Annotated in this window: 17 protein-coding genes and 3 tRNA genes; 8 read left to right on the forward strand and 12 right to left on the reverse strand. The window is 54.1% G+C overall.

Features of this window, described 5'->3' with window-relative positions; genetic code table 11:
• Positions 1–352: 352 nt before the first annotated feature.
• Entirely contained in the window at positions 353–580 is a 228-nt protein-coding gene (locus ACT3TJ_RS17045) for a hypothetical protein (protein ID WP_339935617.1), read from the reverse strand.
• Between the two features lie 283 nt (positions 581–863).
• Here ACT3TJ_RS17045 and ACT3TJ_RS17050 point away from each other — a divergent pair, with 283 nt between their 5' ends.
• Positions 864–1,055 (forward strand): helix-turn-helix transcriptional regulator, encoded by a 192-nt coding sequence (locus ACT3TJ_RS17050; protein WP_172118872.1) that lies wholly within the window; start codon positions 864–866, stop codon positions 1,053–1,055.
• Between the two features lie 343 nt (positions 1,056–1,398).
• Here the strand turns inward: ACT3TJ_RS17050 and ACT3TJ_RS17055 are convergent.
• The 7 genes from ACT3TJ_RS17055 to ACT3TJ_RS17085 all read right to left on the reverse strand — a co-directional run bounded on the left by ACT3TJ_RS17055 (position 1,399) and on the right by ACT3TJ_RS17085 (position 6,198).
• A tRNA-Thr gene (locus tag ACT3TJ_RS17055) sits at positions 1,399–1,474 on the reverse strand.
• Positions 1,475–1,546: 72 nt separating this feature from the next.
• Positions 1,547–1,621, reverse strand: a tRNA-Gln gene (locus tag ACT3TJ_RS17060).
• Between the two features lie 5 nt (positions 1,622–1,626).
• Positions 1,627–1,702 (reverse strand) — tRNA-Phe (locus ACT3TJ_RS17065).
• 156 nt (positions 1,703–1,858) lie between these two features.
• Entirely contained in the window at positions 1,859–2,134 is a 276-nt protein-coding gene (locus ACT3TJ_RS17070; RefSeq protein WP_172118873.1) for an oxidative damage protection protein, read from the reverse strand.
• Positions 2,135–2,169: 35 nt separating this feature from the next.
• On the reverse strand, positions 2,170–3,264 hold the full coding sequence (mutY, locus tag ACT3TJ_RS17075; RefSeq protein ID WP_444622699.1) for an A/G-specific adenine glycosylase: 1,095 nt from the start codon (positions 3,262–3,264) through the stop codon (positions 2,170–2,172).
• A 112-nt stretch (positions 3,265–3,376) separates the two neighbouring features.
• Positions 3,377–5,716: an AsmA family protein gene (locus ACT3TJ_RS17080; RefSeq protein ID WP_444622698.1), complete on the reverse strand. Its 2,340-nt coding sequence runs from the start codon at positions 5,714–5,716 to the stop codon at positions 3,377–3,379.
• Complete coding sequence (locus ACT3TJ_RS17085) at positions 5,716–6,198, reverse strand: acetyl-CoA sensor PanZ family protein (RefSeq protein WP_172118876.1); 483 nt, start codon at positions 6,196–6,198, stop codon at positions 5,716–5,718. Before ACT3TJ_RS17085 ends, ACT3TJ_RS17080 begins: the two co-directional genes overlap by 1 nt.
• A 204-nt stretch (positions 6,199–6,402) precedes the next feature.
• Between ACT3TJ_RS17085 and hisB the strand changes: the two genes are divergently transcribed.
• The 5 genes from hisB (at position 6,403) to ACT3TJ_RS17110 (ending at position 9,794) form a co-directional block, all read left to right on the forward strand.
• On the forward strand, positions 6,403–6,996 hold the full coding sequence (gene hisB / locus ACT3TJ_RS17090; RefSeq protein WP_172118877.1) for an imidazoleglycerol-phosphate dehydratase HisB: 594 nt from the start codon (positions 6,403–6,405) through the stop codon (positions 6,994–6,996).
• Between the two features lie 88 nt (positions 6,997–7,084).
• Positions 7,085–7,726: an imidazole glycerol phosphate synthase subunit HisH gene (hisH, locus tag ACT3TJ_RS17095; protein ID WP_444622697.1), complete on the forward strand. Its 642-nt coding sequence runs from the start codon at positions 7,085–7,087 to the stop codon at positions 7,724–7,726.
• Positions 7,727–7,737: 11 nt separating this feature from the next.
• Entirely contained in the window at positions 7,738–8,484 is a 747-nt protein-coding gene (gene hisA, locus ACT3TJ_RS17100; protein ID WP_444622696.1) for a 1-(5-phosphoribosyl)-5-[(5-phosphoribosylamino)methylideneamino]imidazole-4-carboxamide isomerase, read from the forward strand.
• Entirely contained in the window at positions 8,481–9,254 is a 774-nt protein-coding gene (gene hisF, locus ACT3TJ_RS17105) for an imidazole glycerol phosphate synthase subunit HisF (protein WP_172118880.1), read from the forward strand. Before hisA ends, hisF begins: the two co-directional genes overlap by 4 nt.
• Positions 9,255–9,290: 36 nt before the next feature.
• Complete coding sequence (locus tag ACT3TJ_RS17110) at positions 9,291–9,794, forward strand: hypothetical protein (RefSeq protein WP_172118881.1); 504 nt, start codon at positions 9,291–9,293, stop codon at positions 9,792–9,794.
• Between the two features lie 12 nt (positions 9,795–9,806).
• On the opposite strand, the gene ACT3TJ_RS17115 is transcribed toward ACT3TJ_RS17110, so the two are convergent.
• Complete coding sequence (locus ACT3TJ_RS17115) at positions 9,807–10,409, reverse strand: YjaG family protein (protein ID WP_172118882.1); 603 nt, start codon at positions 10,407–10,409, stop codon at positions 9,807–9,809.
• Between the two features lie 113 nt (positions 10,410–10,522).
• On the opposite strand from ACT3TJ_RS17115, the gene ACT3TJ_RS17120 reads away from it, so the two are divergent.
• Positions 10,523–11,215: a type 1 glutamine amidotransferase gene (locus ACT3TJ_RS17120; protein ID WP_444622694.1), complete on the forward strand. Its 693-nt coding sequence runs from the start codon at positions 10,523–10,525 to the stop codon at positions 11,213–11,215.
• 120 nt (positions 11,216–11,335) lie between these two features.
• Here the strand turns inward: ACT3TJ_RS17120 and selD are convergent, their stop codons facing one another.
• The 3 genes from selD to ACT3TJ_RS17135 form a co-directional block, all read right to left on the reverse strand.
• Positions 11,336–12,373 (reverse strand): selenide, water dikinase SelD, encoded by a 1,038-nt coding sequence (selD, locus tag ACT3TJ_RS17125; RefSeq protein ID WP_444622693.1) that lies wholly within the window; start codon positions 12,371–12,373, stop codon positions 11,336–11,338.
• A gap of 79 nt (positions 12,374–12,452) precedes the next feature.
• On the reverse strand, positions 12,453–13,826 hold the full coding sequence (gene radA, locus ACT3TJ_RS17130; protein WP_444622692.1) for a DNA repair protein RadA: 1,374 nt from the start codon (positions 13,824–13,826) through the stop codon (positions 12,453–12,455).
• Between the two features lie 98 nt (positions 13,827–13,924).
• Positions 13,925–14,377 carry a copper resistance protein NlpE N-terminal domain-containing protein gene (locus tag ACT3TJ_RS17135; RefSeq protein ID WP_444622691.1) on the reverse strand — a complete coding sequence of 151 codons (453 nt, stop codon included), beginning with the start codon at positions 14,375–14,377 and terminating at the stop codon, positions 13,925–13,927.
• A gap of 164 nt (positions 14,378–14,541) precedes the next feature.
• On the opposite strand from ACT3TJ_RS17135, the gene hisC reads away from it, so the two are divergent.
• Positions 14,542–15,603, forward strand: a complete 1,062-nt coding sequence (gene hisC / locus ACT3TJ_RS17140) for a histidinol-phosphate transaminase (protein WP_444622690.1) — start codon at positions 14,542–14,544, stop codon at positions 15,601–15,603.
• Positions 15,604–15,717 lie beyond the last annotated feature (114 nt).

The following is a 15,717-nucleotide window of genomic DNA, read 5'->3' on the forward strand; positions in this document are numbered from 1 at the left end:
GGGGTTCAGATTTAGTTTAGCGACATAGGCATCGACAAAATTCATTGCAACGTGCTGACTCAATTGGCGACCCAGGCATGAGCCGACGCGGGATATAACGTTGAGGCTGCGGATTAACGCCAACGCTTAGCAGGAGCTGAGTGGATGCAGGTTCGGAGGGTTTTCTGCTGGACTCCCAGTTTGTGCAGTTCGACTAGTTTATCTTTCAGCGCCGAAGGGATTTCAGCGTTGTTGTCGATCTCGCGCAGCAAGGAGCTAAGACACCTACGGGTAATCCATAAGGGTAGGCCATACTATTAAAAGCAGCGCACTATCAGCCTTTATACAACTGACAATGCGCCATGCTCACACCTCAGAAGAACCAGTCATTTTTCTTAATCATGCCAAGCATGTCACCAATATCATCGGCCTCCTCATCATCCAGGCTTTTAAGGTGCTCGATAACATCAATTTCTTCTAAACGATTTGCGCCACGCAACATGTCGAGACAATCAGATATCTCACTCATAAAATCAGTCACGTCGTTGAGTACTGACAGATTCCCACCCTGCAACGCAGAAAATAGCCTACGAGCTCTCATAAACTTCATCCTTTTTGAAATACCCCATATGAGGCAAATCCAAACTAACAAAGAAACCTGATCCAGCAAGGCCCCACCAAGCCACTAATTTCTGTTTTTTTGAGTAACCGCCAGGATGTCAAAATTTATCCAACTTTTAGCGTTTGGATCGGACCGTGAAACCAAATGCGGCCTAAAAAATCCCTAAAATGCATAAACCCACTATTCCTGCAATTAGACGCAACTGCTCCGCACCAGAATTTCCTAGAGTCACGGAGAAGCTTACTGTGACGTGGAGATACACATGCTTGCAAAATACCTGTCTGCTGCGGACCTAGCCTCTCGGTTTGGTGTTTCAAAGGCGACCATTTGGCGCTGGAAACGTGAAGGTCAGATCCCCTCACCAATCTATCTGGGTGCTCGCTGTACGCGGTGGCGCGAAGAAGATATCCAGACTTACGAAAAAGGGTTAATCGCCGACGCGGCGCTCGGCTAGGCATAACTGCGACCAAGAAAATATCTGCTGATAAGGGCTGCGCTGGCAGCCCTTTTTTTGGTGTGCCATCCCGCCGAGCTCTCTTATGGACAAGGAAGAGGGACTGTCCCTTTTTGGGCTAGGAGGTCGGTATACTGAACAGCAGGCACGCGCTGCGAGACGGCTTCATCAGCCCGCTCAGAAACGGTTTGCAGCAACGAAAAAAACAGGCAGAATTGGTCTTGAGAGAAACGGTACGCACTACGGTACGCAGATGCAGAATTTGGGGAATAAAACAAAAAAGGCCACCGTTGAAGGCAGCCTTTTTAAGTCTCTAACATGTTGCTTTTAACCACTTTTTTAGTGGTGCCGACACCAGGAGTCGAACCCGGGACCTACTGATTACAAGTCAGTTGCTCTACCAACTGAGCTATGTCGGCGCTTCACATTTTCTTGAGAAAATGATTGCTTCGCTGTTAGGCTCTACAATCAACAAGAAATCTTGTTGGCAATGGCTGGGGTACCAGGATTCGAACCTGGGAATGCCGCTACCAAAAAGCGGTGCCTTACCACTTGGCGATACCCCAACGTTTGGTGGCCAGAGACGGAATCGAACCGCCGACACGGGGATTTTCAATCCCCTGCTCTACCAACTGAGCTATCTGGCCGCTGCCAACGGTGCGTATTAAACTAAAAACTCAGCTTTTCGTCAACACCTTTGTGAAACTTTCTTTTCTAACCGTCGCTTAGGATAACTCTACGACTAACGGCGCAGGGCTGAAATGCCCGTAATTCGTGGGGCTTCCGCCTGCTTGAGCCGTTGATTAAGCCTGGGTAGGCGGCACATAGCCCTCGGCCTGATCGGTGGTTTCGTTATTCAGAAAGCGTTGCATTTGATCCATCAGGTAGGCGCGCGCTTCCGGGTCGAGCATATTCAGGTGCTTTTCGTTGATTAAACGGGTCTGCAGCGCCTGCCACTCTTCCCACGCCTGCTTGGATACAGTGGTTTGGATTTCCTGGCCCTGCTTGCCGGGTAGCGGCGGGAACGGAAGCGCTGGCAGCTCTTTTTGATACTTACGACAAAAAACCGTATTACTCATTGATAACTCCTTGGTGGACAGTAACGCCGAAGGCCTTATACACGCCCGGGCGCTAAGTTAAGGGTAAAAGATGCCAGTTGACCCAGCAGCGCTTTGACAGGTGCCGCCAAGCCAAGCTCCCGGGGGTAGTTAACATCAAACCACACCCCGTGCTCTCTTACCTCACTCAGCCTATCGCAGGAAACCGGCTGAGGGGTAATCTCAAGACGAAAATGGCTAAAGGTATGCTGGAAGCCTGGCATGGTCGTCTCACGTTTAGGCGATACAACGTGTTGTTCAAGCCAGTCGTTCAGTTCTCTGTGCGTGTCGAATTGCGGCAAGCTCCATAGCCCGCCCCACAAACCGCTAGGCGGGCGTTGCTCCAACCAGACGCGCCCTTGGGAATCGCGTAGCAGGAGCATAATCGTACAGCGAGTGGGCAACGCTTTCTTGGGTTTGGATTCAGGATAGCGCTGTGGCTCACCCTGAGCGTACGCCAGGCATACATCATTAAACGGGCAGCATGTGCAGTCAGGCTTACTGCGCTTACATAAGGTGGCACCAAAATCCATCATCGCCTGCGTGAAATCCGCTAAGCGTGTGGACGGCGTGTAGTAGTCGGCCAACGCCCACAACGTTCGTTCGACAGCAGGCTTACCGGGCCAGCCAGGGATAGCGTGTAATCGCGTTAGCGAGCGTTTTACGTTGCCATCTAAAATGGCGGCTCGGTTGCCGGTACTCTGGGCGATAATTGCGCCTGCCGTTGATCGCCCAATGCCAGGCAAAGCGACTAGCGCATCGACACTTTCAGTGGGCAGTTCGCCGTTGTGCGCCTCCAGCGCCAGCTGAGCGGCCTTATGCAGGTTGCGCGCCCGGGCGTAATAACCAAGCCCGGTCCATAAGTGCAACACCTCATCCTGAGGAGCGAGAGCGAGCGACTCAAGCGTTGGGAAGCGAGCCATAAAGCGCTCAAAGTAAGGGATCACTGTCGCCACTTGGGTCTGCTGAAGCATAATTTCCGAAACCCACACTCGGTAAGCGCTACGGGGCGACTGCCAAGGCAAGTCGTGCCGACCATACTGGTCAAACCAGGTAAGCAGGCGGCGATAAAACTCGCTTGCTTCAAGCCTTGGGGTTGGAATATCAGCCATTGGGACTCCTTCGCTAGCGTGTTCGTAACGTCTTTGGCTGAATGAGCCAATCAGCGTATACCAATAAAAAAGCGCCGGCATTTAGCCGGCGCAGACTGACTTATAGGAATGCTCAGTTGAAGAGGCGGCGAATACCTTCGCGAAGGTTTTGGCCGGCGCCTTCACCCAAGCGCTCATCCAACTGATCCAACGAACCGCCTACGCGCTCCTCAAGCTCCGTAGTCACACGGTTTCCAGCTTCGTTACGCAACAGGTTAACCACGGCGGTCTGAAAAGCGTCTCGATCAATGCGGCACCATTCGCTGGTTGCATCGCCAATGTGGCCCTCACAGCGAACGGGCAGCGGCAACTGCTCCAGGCGAGGGTTCACTTCACAGGCAGCATCGGCGGTATTCGCTAACCGTGCATCTGCACGCGTATCAAAGTTCAGGCTGTTGAAATTCAGCTCGCCCTTTCCGTTAACTTCGATCCCCGGCAGAGTGATGTTCAGGTTGTCACTGCTCATGACGCCATTACGTATCTGGAACGTCGCATCAAAACGCTCGAAGCGCGTATCGTTATGCCAGTCGCGGACGGTTCCTTCGCCTTCTACCTGGGCTGCCAGTTCACACATCTGCTGAGAAATATTAATATCTAAAATCGCACCTTCATTAAGGCGCCCATCCAACTGTCCATTCAGGTTGCTGACCAACGCTTCACGGGTATTGCCACGGGACGTTAGCTCGCCATCCAGATGCAAGCGTCCTCTCAGCGGAGAAGGCTCGTCCTCATCACTGAGTGCTTCAATCAACGATGCCATTTGCACATTATTAATGGTCGGGGCCAGCGCCCACTCCATTACCTGCTCGCGGGCATCCAACTGGCCTGAAGCACTAAGTTCTCCGCCATAAAAGCGCGCGTCAAAGGCGGTCAGTTGCTGAAGGCCTTCCTCACCTTGTAGCTGCAAGCGCGTGTCATTAAAGGTAAGACCTCCCAGCAGAAGTGTATCGACACGTAGGTCACCCTCCATTGACAACTCACTGAGCCATGCTTGCGGCAGCAACGTCTCTGCACTCTGGGCAAACGCCCTGCGCAATAAGCCTAAACTGGCCTGCTGAGACGTTGCGGGACCTGGAAGATAATGATCAACATTCAGGTTATCGCCTTCCAGATCAAACGTTAACTGCGACCCATCCAGCGCGGCAGCAACTTGCCCTGTAAAGGTGCTGTCATCGACAACCAGCGATAGCCGAGGTAGCGATACGTGCTGCTCATCCCCTTCAATGGGGCTGGTCATGGCGATATCGCTAAGCGCTGCCTCGCTAGTGGTATTCAATTCAACGCCTGCACGAGTCAACCACGGACGCAGCGTAAAAGGCGCGGCGGTCACCTGGCCACGATATCGAGGAGCATCAAACATCTGCTCGACATTCAGGTGGCCACTCACGCGCAGACCATCAGGCCCGGTCAGCTGTAGCTCCTTTAGCTGTGCGGTTTGCGCCTGCCAGTTACTTTCCAAACCAAAGGCTAGCGCCAACGCTAAACTGCCCTGCCATTTTTCAGGGTCCTGCAGGCCTGCTTCTAGTACGCCTTCGGTAATACTTAACTGCTTCTCTTCCATACGTGCGACGATTTCAGCCGCCCTTAAACCAAGCCGCTGGGGCTCACTGTCTGGGTGCAAACGTGTGTTTGTACTTAAACGGGTATTTTCCAGTACCACGCTGTCTTCTGCGAGCTTAAGGCGCATGCGTGTTTCAAGGTCAATATCGGTGGTTAAATCCGGCGTGCGCTCCAGCACTTCAGCATCCAAACGATTATGTTTGGTTAGCGTAAACATGGCTTTTAAAGGGAAAGGACTTACCGGATTGACGTTGCTGCCGGAAACATTCAGCGACTGCAGGCGCCACAGCGCTTGGCTTTGCGCATCGCGAAAACGAATATCGGCGTCTTTTACTTCAACACTGGCGATGTTCAATACAACGGAAAGATTGCCCGCATCGGCATTCGGCCCTGCACTTGCTGGCGCCAGCACAGTTTGTGCTTTTTCATCGCTACCTTCAGCCAAACGCTCGACCAGCGGCTCCCAGTTGCCTTCACCTGCCTCGTCCCGCTCAAGGTTTAGGCGCATGCCGTCCAGCGTTAAGCCGTCAACTGCAATTTCGCCGCGCAATAATGGCGCAAAAGCGACGCTGACCTCGGCGCGCTGTATAGAAGCAAACGATGTATCTTCTTCCGATTGCTCGGGCAGCCAGGCACGCGCTTGCTCAACGCTTACCCCAATGCGTGGATAGAAAGACCATGTGATCGGCCCATCAAGCGCCAGGTGCAGCCCCGTATGCTCTTCCACAACGGACGTCAGGCGTGGCTTGAAATCTTCGGGGTCAAGAAAGGTGGTCACATAAACCACCGCCGCCACCCCTACAATGGCGAGAATGCCGACAGCAGCCAGCAAAATACGTAATAACTGTTTCATTACCCTTTCCCTTGTGGGTCTAACTCAACAAAATTGCTGGTAAGAGGTTGATCCGATGTGGGTCTTTCGGCACTGGTGCCAGGGCGATAGCCAAGCTTGGAGAGCAGCACCTGGTCGGCCAACGGTAGCGATGAGATGTCAATACGCAGTTTACGCCCCTCTTGCTTGGCCTGTTCACCCAGCAGCGCCATTAGCCGCGAGCCAACGCCGCGGCGGCGTGTGGTTTTGCGTACACAGAGCTCTGAAAGCCACCATGCCCGGTCTTGTCCTTCTTGAATAGCCACCGCTCCCAACAATCGATCATTAAAGTGTGCGCAGGCAAAAAAGTGCTTCGCTTTTAGATGTTGCTCTATAAAAGGCAGGACCGCTTGAGCAGGCACTCGCTCTTTCGGTGCATCCTCATAAATGCGCATCAAATCGAGACGCACTTGTTCATCGTTCTCCCAACAGGCTTGGTCGACGCGCTCCAGTGTCACCGGCATGATGAACTCCTCTTCGCCAAAGCAGCAAAACTGCCATTTTTAATGCCTAAAAGGGCGGCTACATTGCGCGCATTGTAGCGGATGGGGGCGCCGATTCTCTATAATGTTCGCTTTGCCGCAGATATATGTCCTAATAACAGAGCGATGAAACAGTGCGACCCATCGCCTTCCCTTCAGAATGCGCTAGAGCGCAGGAGATGCAACATGGCAGCGCGTATTGCCACGGTTAGCCGTGATACCAATGAAACCCAGATCACCGTCAGCGTCAATCTGGATGGCGAAGGCCACCTTCGCTGCGAGACGGGCGTTCCCTTTCTGGATCATATGCTTGATCAGGTTGCACGCCACGGGATGATAGACCTTGATATCCTCGCCAAAGGCGATTTGCATATTGATGAACACCATACCGTTGAAGACCTGGGCATTACTCTAGGCCAGGCGTTTAATGAAGCAATTGGCGACAAGCGCGGCATTTATCGCTATGGCCATGCGTATGTGCCGCTGGATGAAGCACTCTCCCGCGTGGTGATCGACTTCTCTGGTCGGCCCGGCCTTTATATGGATGTCGAATTTACGCGCGCCACCATAGGCCGTCTTGATACCCAGCTGTTCTGGGAGTTTTTTCAAGGGTTCGTTAATCATGCGCGCGTCACGCTGCATATTGACAACATGAAAGGCTTTAACGCTCACCACCAGGCCGAAACAATTTTTAAAGCCTTTGGACGCGCCCTACGCATGGCGGTGGCAGAAGATCCACGCATGGCGGGGCAGATGCCTTCCACCAAAGGGAGCCTGTAATGGCGGGCTGTCGTACCTATATCAGTGCATATATCAGTACAGTAAACAGCTCAGGTAACCGTTCGTTCACTCGATCAAGGAGCGCTTCATGACTATTGCGGTAATCGACTACGGGATGGGTAATCTACATTCTGTCGCGAAGGCACTTGAGCATGTAACGCACGAGAACGTCATTATCACCCGTGATTCGCGGCGCATTTTAGGCGCCACCCGCCTGGTACTGCCAGGCCAGGGTGCTATTCGCGATTGTGTGAGTGAGCTTGAACGCACGGAGCTGCGTGGCTTGGTTGATGATGTGCTAACGCGTCAGGCGAAACCGTTGCTGGGCATTTGCGTGGGCCAGCAAATGTTAATGGAGCGAAGCGAAGAGAACGGTGGCGTCGACTGTCTGGGCTTCTTCAAGGGCAGCGTGGATCGCTTTCCAACCACGATGCGCGACGCACACGAACAGCGTTTAAAAGTGCCGCACATGGGCTGGAACCTGGTGGAACAAAGCCATGACCATCCGCTATGGGCAGGCATTGATAACAACGAGCACTTCTACTTTGTACACAGTTATTACGTGAATGCTGCCGACGATGCCCAGGTTTTTGGCACCGCGCATTATGGCGATGTCAGTGCCCACGTGGCGATTGGCCGCGATGCCACCTTTGCCGTACAGTTCCACCCGGAAAAAAGCTCCCGAGCAGGCCTACGCTTACTCGAAAACTTTGTCACCTGGACACCCTAAGAGGTTTAGTTATGTTGGTAATTCCTGCGATTGATCTCAAAGACGGCCAGTGTGTGCGGTTGAAACAGGGGCGTATGGATGATGCAACCTCTTACGGCGATGACCCGGTCGCTATGGCCGCGCGCTGGGTAGAAGCTGGCGCGCGACGCCTTCATCTGGTCGATTTGAACGGTGCGTTTGAAGGTAAGCCGGTCAATGGCGACGCCGTGACAGCCATCGCACGTGCCTACCCCAACCTGCCCATTCAAATTGGTGGCGGCATTCGTACTGCTGAAACCATTGAGCACTACCTGAATGCAGGCGTATCCTACGTGATTATCGGCACCAAGGCGGTTAAAGAGCCCGCGTTTGTGGGTGAAATGTGCCGTGCTTTCCCAGGTCGCGTGATTGTTGGCTTGGACGCTAAAGAGGGCTTCGTGGCCACCGACGGCTGGGCAGAAGTTTCAAGCGTTAAAGCCGTCGACCTGGCAAAACAGTTTGCTGATGACGGCGTCTCCAGCATCGTCTATACCGACATTGCCCGTGACGGCATGATGCAAGGCGTTAACGTTGAAGCAACGGCTCAGTTGGCTCGCGAAGGCGGCTTGCCGGTCATCGCCTCTGGGGGCGTGACCAACCTGGATGACATTAAAGCGCTGTGCGATGTCGCCGATAGCGGTATTTTAGGCGCCATTACCGGTCGTGCCATTTACGAAGGCAGTCTGGATGTGGCTGAAGCACAACGTCTTAGCGACCAGCTAACAGGAGGCGGTGAGTGAGCTTATCCAAGCGTATAATTCCCTGCCTGGACGTTGATGCTGGGCGAGTGGTGAAAGGCGTCAACTTTGTCGGCATTCGTGATGCAGGCGACCCGGTCGAGATTGCCCAGCGCTATAACCAGCAGGGTGCCGATGAAATTACCTTTCTGGATATTACCGCTAGCCACGAAGGCCGCGACACTACTGTCGAAATGGTCGAACGCATCGCAGGGGAAGTGTTTATTCCGCTGACGGTGGGTGGCGGTATTCGCAGCTGTGACGATATTCGTACAATGCTGAATGCAGGCGCGGATAAAGTGTCGATCAACACCGCCGCCGTTACGAATCCTGAATTTGTTCGCGAAGCTGCGGAACGCTTTGGCAGCCAGTGCATCGTAGTGGCGATTGATGCCAAGCGCGTCTCCAATGAAGGCGAGCCGCCGCGCTGGGAGATTTTCACGCATGGCGGCCGCCGCCCAACCGGGCTTGATGCGGTGGAGTGGGCCAAAAAAATGGTCGAGTTTGGCGCGGGCGAGCTGCTGCTCACTAGCATGGACCGTGATGGCACCAAAATCGGCTTTGACCTTGGCGTGACCCACGCGATTTCAGAAGCCGTGAGCGTGCCAGTGATTGCATCTGGCGGCGTGGGCAATCTGGATCACCTGGTGGACGGCGTATTGAAAGGTGGTGCGGATGCGGTGCTGGCCGCCAGTATTTTCCACTTTGGAGAGCATACGATCCCTGAAGCAAAGCGCTATATGGCAGAACGCGGTATCGAGATGCGTCTGTAACATTTTTGTTGCCCAGTCCCTTTTTAGGAGTATTACATGCCCCGTTGTTTCCCATGGTTGGGAGGGCTAACTGGTTTATGGCTGAGCGCATCTGCCTCAGCCTTCACCTTACCGGACTGGCCTCCGACGCTTGAGCTGGACCATACGCTGGTGCAAACCAGCCTGTTAACCCGCCACTTTGATCCACAGCCAGATCATAACAATCAGCAGAATTTGATCGGCATTGAGTTACATAACCCGGAGCGTTGGCTGGCAGGTACGGCGTGGTTTAAAAACTCGTATAATCAGCCCACCTGGTACGTTTATGCCGGGCGTGAATTCCCCCTTTGGCAGTTCAAAGAGATTAACGTCAGGGCCAAACTCACCGGTGGGCTCCTACATGGCTATAAAGGTGAGTATCGGGACAAAATCCCTCTCAACCACCTTGAAACCGCACCCGCCCTGCTGCCCAGCATTGGTATGCAGTGGGGGCGCTTTGAGTCTGACCTCATCATTTTCGGCACCGCTGGCATGATGGTAACCGCAGGCCTGCGCTTTTAGGCAGGCCAAGCCTCACTCATCATCTTCCTCAAGGCTAAGGCCCAGATTACTGATACCGCCGTTACGCCCTAGCGTGCGTATTTCCTTAAGCGCGGCTTTGTTTAGCGGTTCACTGACCGCTTCCAAAACCGCGTCCTGAAAATCATTTTCGTCGGCCATTAACGGATGGTCCCGAATCAGTAAAGCAAGCTTTTGGGCATCCTCTTCGCCTTCAGTAAGTTCGATAAAGGCACGTACCCCGGCACGTGACGTACGACTCACATCCAGCACGGCTTCTGGCGAGTCGCCTTGCAGTGTGTCCAACAACGCCGACAGGGAAACCACCGCGTCCAGCGCACGACGCGCACCAAAGCTTTCATCATCAGCAGGCGGTTCGCACTCCGCCAACTTTTCCGCCTGACGCGCAAAATCAATGCTCGCGTTGGGCACGCTTAAGCGCTCCCAAACCAGGCTAATTACGGTACGCAGCGTGTGAATATCCCCTTGGCCAGTGGTCTGCTCGTACAGGGCGTAATTAGGCAGAAGGCGCTCACATAATGCAGCCATAAACGCTTGCTGAGCCGGTAGCGGAAGCAGTTGCAACTGCTGGTAAAATCCTGGGGGCTTGGACGCCATACTGATTTCCTAACGCGTGATATTGGTGAAATGGGGGCAATACGTTATGGTCGAACTCGCGCTGTCATTAACACTGACAGCCTTTACTGTGTACGGCCGGCGAGGAGATTACCATGCATATTCATTTGCTACAGCACGGCGCTGATCATGCTCCCGCCCGCTTAACGGATTGGTTAAGCAGTATGGGACATAGTTACACCATTTTTCATCTTTATGCCGACGAGTTAACGCCTCGTCCGGCAGAAAGCGATGCGTTAATCGTGCTGGATGGCCCTGAAACGTTTATAGATCAGCCGCCCGCCTGGTTTAAAGCCGAAAACAAATTGATTAACCGTTATCTTGATGGTCAAAAGCCCCTGATGGGCATTGGCCTGGGGGCCCTGTGGATCGCTCAGGCACTTGGGGCAATCATCGCTCCAGGTACGTATCCCGAAAGAGGTTGGCATACCGTATCGCTGGCCCCAGAAAGCCCGTTTGACTTACCCGAGCAGTTTGACGCCTTTATGTGGCATCGGTATGTATTTAGCTTGCCCGAGAATGCATTGCCGTTGGGCGGCAGTGCGGCGGCACCGCTGCAAGGCTTTAGTTGGGACAGTGGCCGTGTCATCGGTTTGCTGTGCCTTTTTGAGGTAACACTTGCCAATGTGAAAAAGCGCCTTGAGCATGCCGAGCCCACTACACCTACCTCTTCCGCGGCAGACCGCTTTCGCCAGGAAAGTAGCCAGATCCTTGAAGACGCAACGCGCTTTCATCGGCTGGCACCGCTGCTTGATCGCGTCATGACTCAATGGCTTAAAGTGAGCTAACCACGCCGAAAGATAGCCGCTAGGCGCTCCACTGCTTAGCGGCCTCCCAACAGCTGTCCCACCCCCCACGTGAAGTTCTGGCGCCGCTGTCGCGCGCTGTTTCAGGCACTCTCTCAAGCACTATCCCACCACCTCGATCAGCGCCTCGCTCTCACGGGCTTTCATGACGCCAAACGGCTGAAGCGATAAGCCGAACTCGCGGCCAATGCGTTCAACATCATCTTGCCAAGCAGGGTCGACACTTAGTAGTAAGCCGCCTGACGTTTGCGGGTCGCATAGCCACTGCCAGTGAGCTTCATCCATATCAGGCAAGCTTTTACCTAAGGCATCGCGGTTGCGCCGTGTGCCGCCGGGAACGGCCCCTTGACGACGATAGGTTTCTGCCTGAGCCAGCCGAGGTAGGCGGCGAAAATCTATCTGGGCCATGACGTTGCTTGCGCTGCATATTTCCGACAAATGCCCCGCTAAGCCAAACCCGGTAACGTCGGTCATGGCATTAAGGCCTTTTACATCGGCAAGCTTGACGCCGATACGGTTGGATTTAAGCATGGTTTCCCGAGCCAACCCGTGATGCCCTGCTTCCAGCAGGCCTTGCTTCTCTGCAGTGGTCAGCAGCCCAACGCCTAACGGCTTGGTCAAAAACAGCAGATCACCCGGCTTAGCGCGGCTATTGAGCTTTAGCTTGTCCAGGTCGACCAGCCCATTCACTGCCAGGCCAAAAATGGGCTCGGGCGCATCAATCGAATGGCCTCCCGCCAAGGCGACACCCAGCTCACGGCAAACGCCCTGGGCGCCGGCAATGACATCGCCGGCAATCTCCGCGCTCAACTTGTCTAATGGCCAGCCGAGAATACTCAGCGCCATGACCGGCGTACCGCCCATGGCGTAAATATCACTGATGGCGTTCGTGGCAGCAATTCGCCCAAAATCAAACGGGTCATCGACAATCGGCATGAAGAAGTCGGTAGTGGCAATCATGCCTCGCCCATCGCCCAAGTCGTAGACAGCGGCATCTTCGCGCCCTTGATTGCCCACAATGAGCTGCTTATGCCCGGCTAACGGCCCCGCTTTGGCGAGAATGCTGTCCAGTACATCCGGAGCTATTTTACAGCCACAGCCTGCACCATGACTGTATTGGGTTAGGCGAATTGAACTCATTGTGTCTCTCCTTGGCACTGCATGTTTTTAGAACAGTTGTTATAACAGTCTTAATAACAATTCTTATAGCGTAGCCTACTTAAAGCGCCTCTAGCGCGTCGCTAAGCTTATCGACGGCAATGACTTCCATCCCCTTGGGTGACTGCTTGGGTGCATTCGCACGAGGTACAATCGCACGTAAAAAACCGTGTTTGGCGGCCTCGGCAATACGCTCCTGCCCACTGGGTACCGGGCGTATTTCACCAGAAAGCCCCACTTCGCCAAACACTACCAGCTCCTTGGGTAACGCGCGGTTTTGTAGACTGGAGACGACCGCGAGCAGTACGGCCAGGTCCGCACTGGTCTCCAATACTTTTACCCCGCCCACCACGTTCAGGAAAACATCCTGGTCGCCGGTAAAAAGGCCGCCATGACGGTTAAGCACGGCCAGCAGCATGGCTAAACGGTTTTGGTCTACCCCAACGGCCACACGGCGTGGGTTCCCCAAGGCGGATTCATCAACCAGCGCCTGTACTTCGACAAGAATAGGGCGAGTGCCTTCCCACACCACCATGACAAGGCTGCCCGGCGCCTGCTCTTCCTGGCGCGAGAGAAAAATGGCACTGGGGTTTTTAACCTCTTTTAAGCCTTGCTCCAGCATGGCGAAGACGCCCAGCTCATTCACCGCACCAAAGCGGTTCTTCTGACCGCGCAGGGTTCTAAAGCGGGAATCGGCGCCACCTTCCAGCAAAAGCGACGCATCGATCATGTGTTCCAGTACCTTGGGGCCTGCCAGTGTGCCATCTTTGGTGACATGGCCCACCAGTAACAGCACCGTATTGGTTTGCTTGGCAAAGCGGGTAAGCGCAGCGGCGGACTCACGTACCTGGGCCACCCCGCCCGGCGCCGAGCTAATATCCTCCAGATGCATGGTTTGGATAGAGTCGATCACCAATATTTCAGGCTTCTCACGCTCAGCCACGGCCAGGATAGTCTCAACGCTGGTTTCCGCAAGCATTTTCAAGCCGTTGGTAGGCAGCTGCAGGCGATGGGCGCGCATGGCGACCTGAGACAATGACTCTTCACCGGTGACATACAAAATGCGCCGCTGCTGGGCCAGCTTACAGGCCGTTTGCAGCAGTAGCGTGGACTTGCCCGCACCAGGGTTGCCCCCAAGCAGTACCGCAGAACCCGGCACCAAGCCACCGCCCAACACACGGTCAAACTCATTAAAGGTGGAGCTTAGCCGCGGCACTTCACTTAGGTCGACGTTGCTTAAATCAACCACATCCCGGGAGAGGTCACCCGCATAACCTCCCCGACCTGACCCACTGCTTCCGCTTCCGGGCCGCGCACTGGCCAGGCTAATCTCGCTCAGCGTATTCCACTCGTTACAACTGGAGCACTGGCCCTGCCACTTTCGATACTCCGCGCCGCACTCGGTACATACAAAGGCACTTTTGGCTTTAGCCACCGCACTGATACTCCCGTTGATATTAACTCTTTGTCACTATTACCAGGCTATAAAATACAAAAGGCGGCCAATGGCCGCCTTAGGATGTTACTGCTCACTTACTGACGCTGTAGCTGCAACATTTCGCCATTTTCAAAGCGACGACGCTCTGGATCAATTAGCTCCAGCGTACGCTCATCAATACGTTGAAAGTAGTAAATTTGGCCGTCGCCACTGGGCGTCAACTCGTAAACAGAGGCATCCGGATCAGACGGCGTGCCGCTCAACACTTCCCAGTTACCTGCGTAGTTTTCAGGCGGAGGCGTTTGAGGGTGGTTGCGATACGTCGCATCCAGTGTGAAAGTACGCTCATCAGGTGTGCTTGTTTCTTCGCCCACCATGGTAACGTCCAGATCAATACCATCACAGTTACGGCAAGGCAGTGTGCCTTGGTAGCGCTGTTGTGACGCGCTAACGCCTGCGTCACTTTCCTGGGCCGAAGGGCCGCCGGTCGCACAGCCTGCCAACAATGCCAACATAGCCGAACTGGCTAGCAAACTCCTGAATTGCATGGGGTGTCTCCTTATCGTGTTGGTCATACATTTCTTTCGCGCGATTATGACAGCATAACCGTTACAAGGTGCAACGCACACCCCTGATTGCAAGGGGAATGCTTGCGCTTAAGCGAGCATCAAGCGACCATGGCCTATTATGCAAGGATAATCAGGTTACCCACATGAGCCAATACTGGAGTCCCGCTGTTAAAGCGCTAACCCCTTATATACCCGGGGAGCAGCCGCGTGAGCGTATTATCAAGCTCAATACCAATGAAAACCCTTACCCGCCAGCACCGGGCGTCGGCCAGGCACTGCGTGACTACGCGACCGACCATTTGCGTCTCTATCCCGACCCAACGTCTGCCGCACTGCGTTCAAAACTTGCTGAAACGTATGGCGTTGAAAGCCAGCAGGTATTTGTGGGCAATGGTTCAGATGAGGTGCTAGCGTTGGCTTTTCAAGCCTTCTTCTGTCACGGCGCACCGCTTGATGCCCCATCGATTACCTATAGTTTTTATCCGGTATACGCCAACCTCTATAACGTTGAGCTACGCACTCATCCACTCAATGAGCAGTGGGAAGTTGATCTGGAGGCGCTGGGAACCGCGTCGGCGCGTAGCGGAGTGATTTTTGCCAATCCGAATGCGCCTACCGGGCATGCGCATTCGCTTGAGGATATTGAAACACTACTCAAGCGAGTAACGGATCGCGTTGTATTGGTTGATGAAGCGTATGTCGACTTTGGCGCCGAAAGCGCGATTGCATTAATTGATCGCTATCCAAATTTACTAGTGACGGGCACGTTCTCAAAATCACGCAGCCTGGCCGGCTTACGCTTGGGCTACGCCATTGGCTCAGTGGAGTTGATTGATGGCCTGCACCGCGTTAAGGACTCGTTTAACTCCTATCCAGTAGATAGCCTGGCAAGCCTTGTAGGTATTGCTGCACTTGACGATAAAGCGCACTTTGACGCAAGCCGGGAGCGCGTGATTACAACCCGTGAACGCACCCGTCAGCGTCTTGAAGCATTAGGATTTGAGGTATTGCCCTCCAAGGCCAATTTTGTGCTTGCCCAGCATCCTGAGCATGCAGGCGCTCAACTGTTTGCGGGCCTTCGCGAGCGCGGCATTCTCGTACGCCACTTCAATACCTCTGAGCTTAATAACTTCCTGCGCATTACCATCGGCACTGACGATGAGATGGATAGCCTGATAGAGGCGCTGGAAGCGATCTGCGGCTAGTTCGCTCGCCATACAACGTTAAATGCCCTGTAGCGCGAGGCGCGGCAGGCATTTTTGTAGGCATAGTTTTGTAAGCATAAGCTTCAGCCACCGCTTTTCATTTTCCACGCATAA

This window comes from Halomonas sp. AOP30-A1-24 (genome assembly GCF_052378165.1).
Taxonomy (GTDB): Bacteria; Pseudomonadota; Gammaproteobacteria; order Pseudomonadales; family Halomonadaceae; genus Vreelandella; species Vreelandella citrativorans.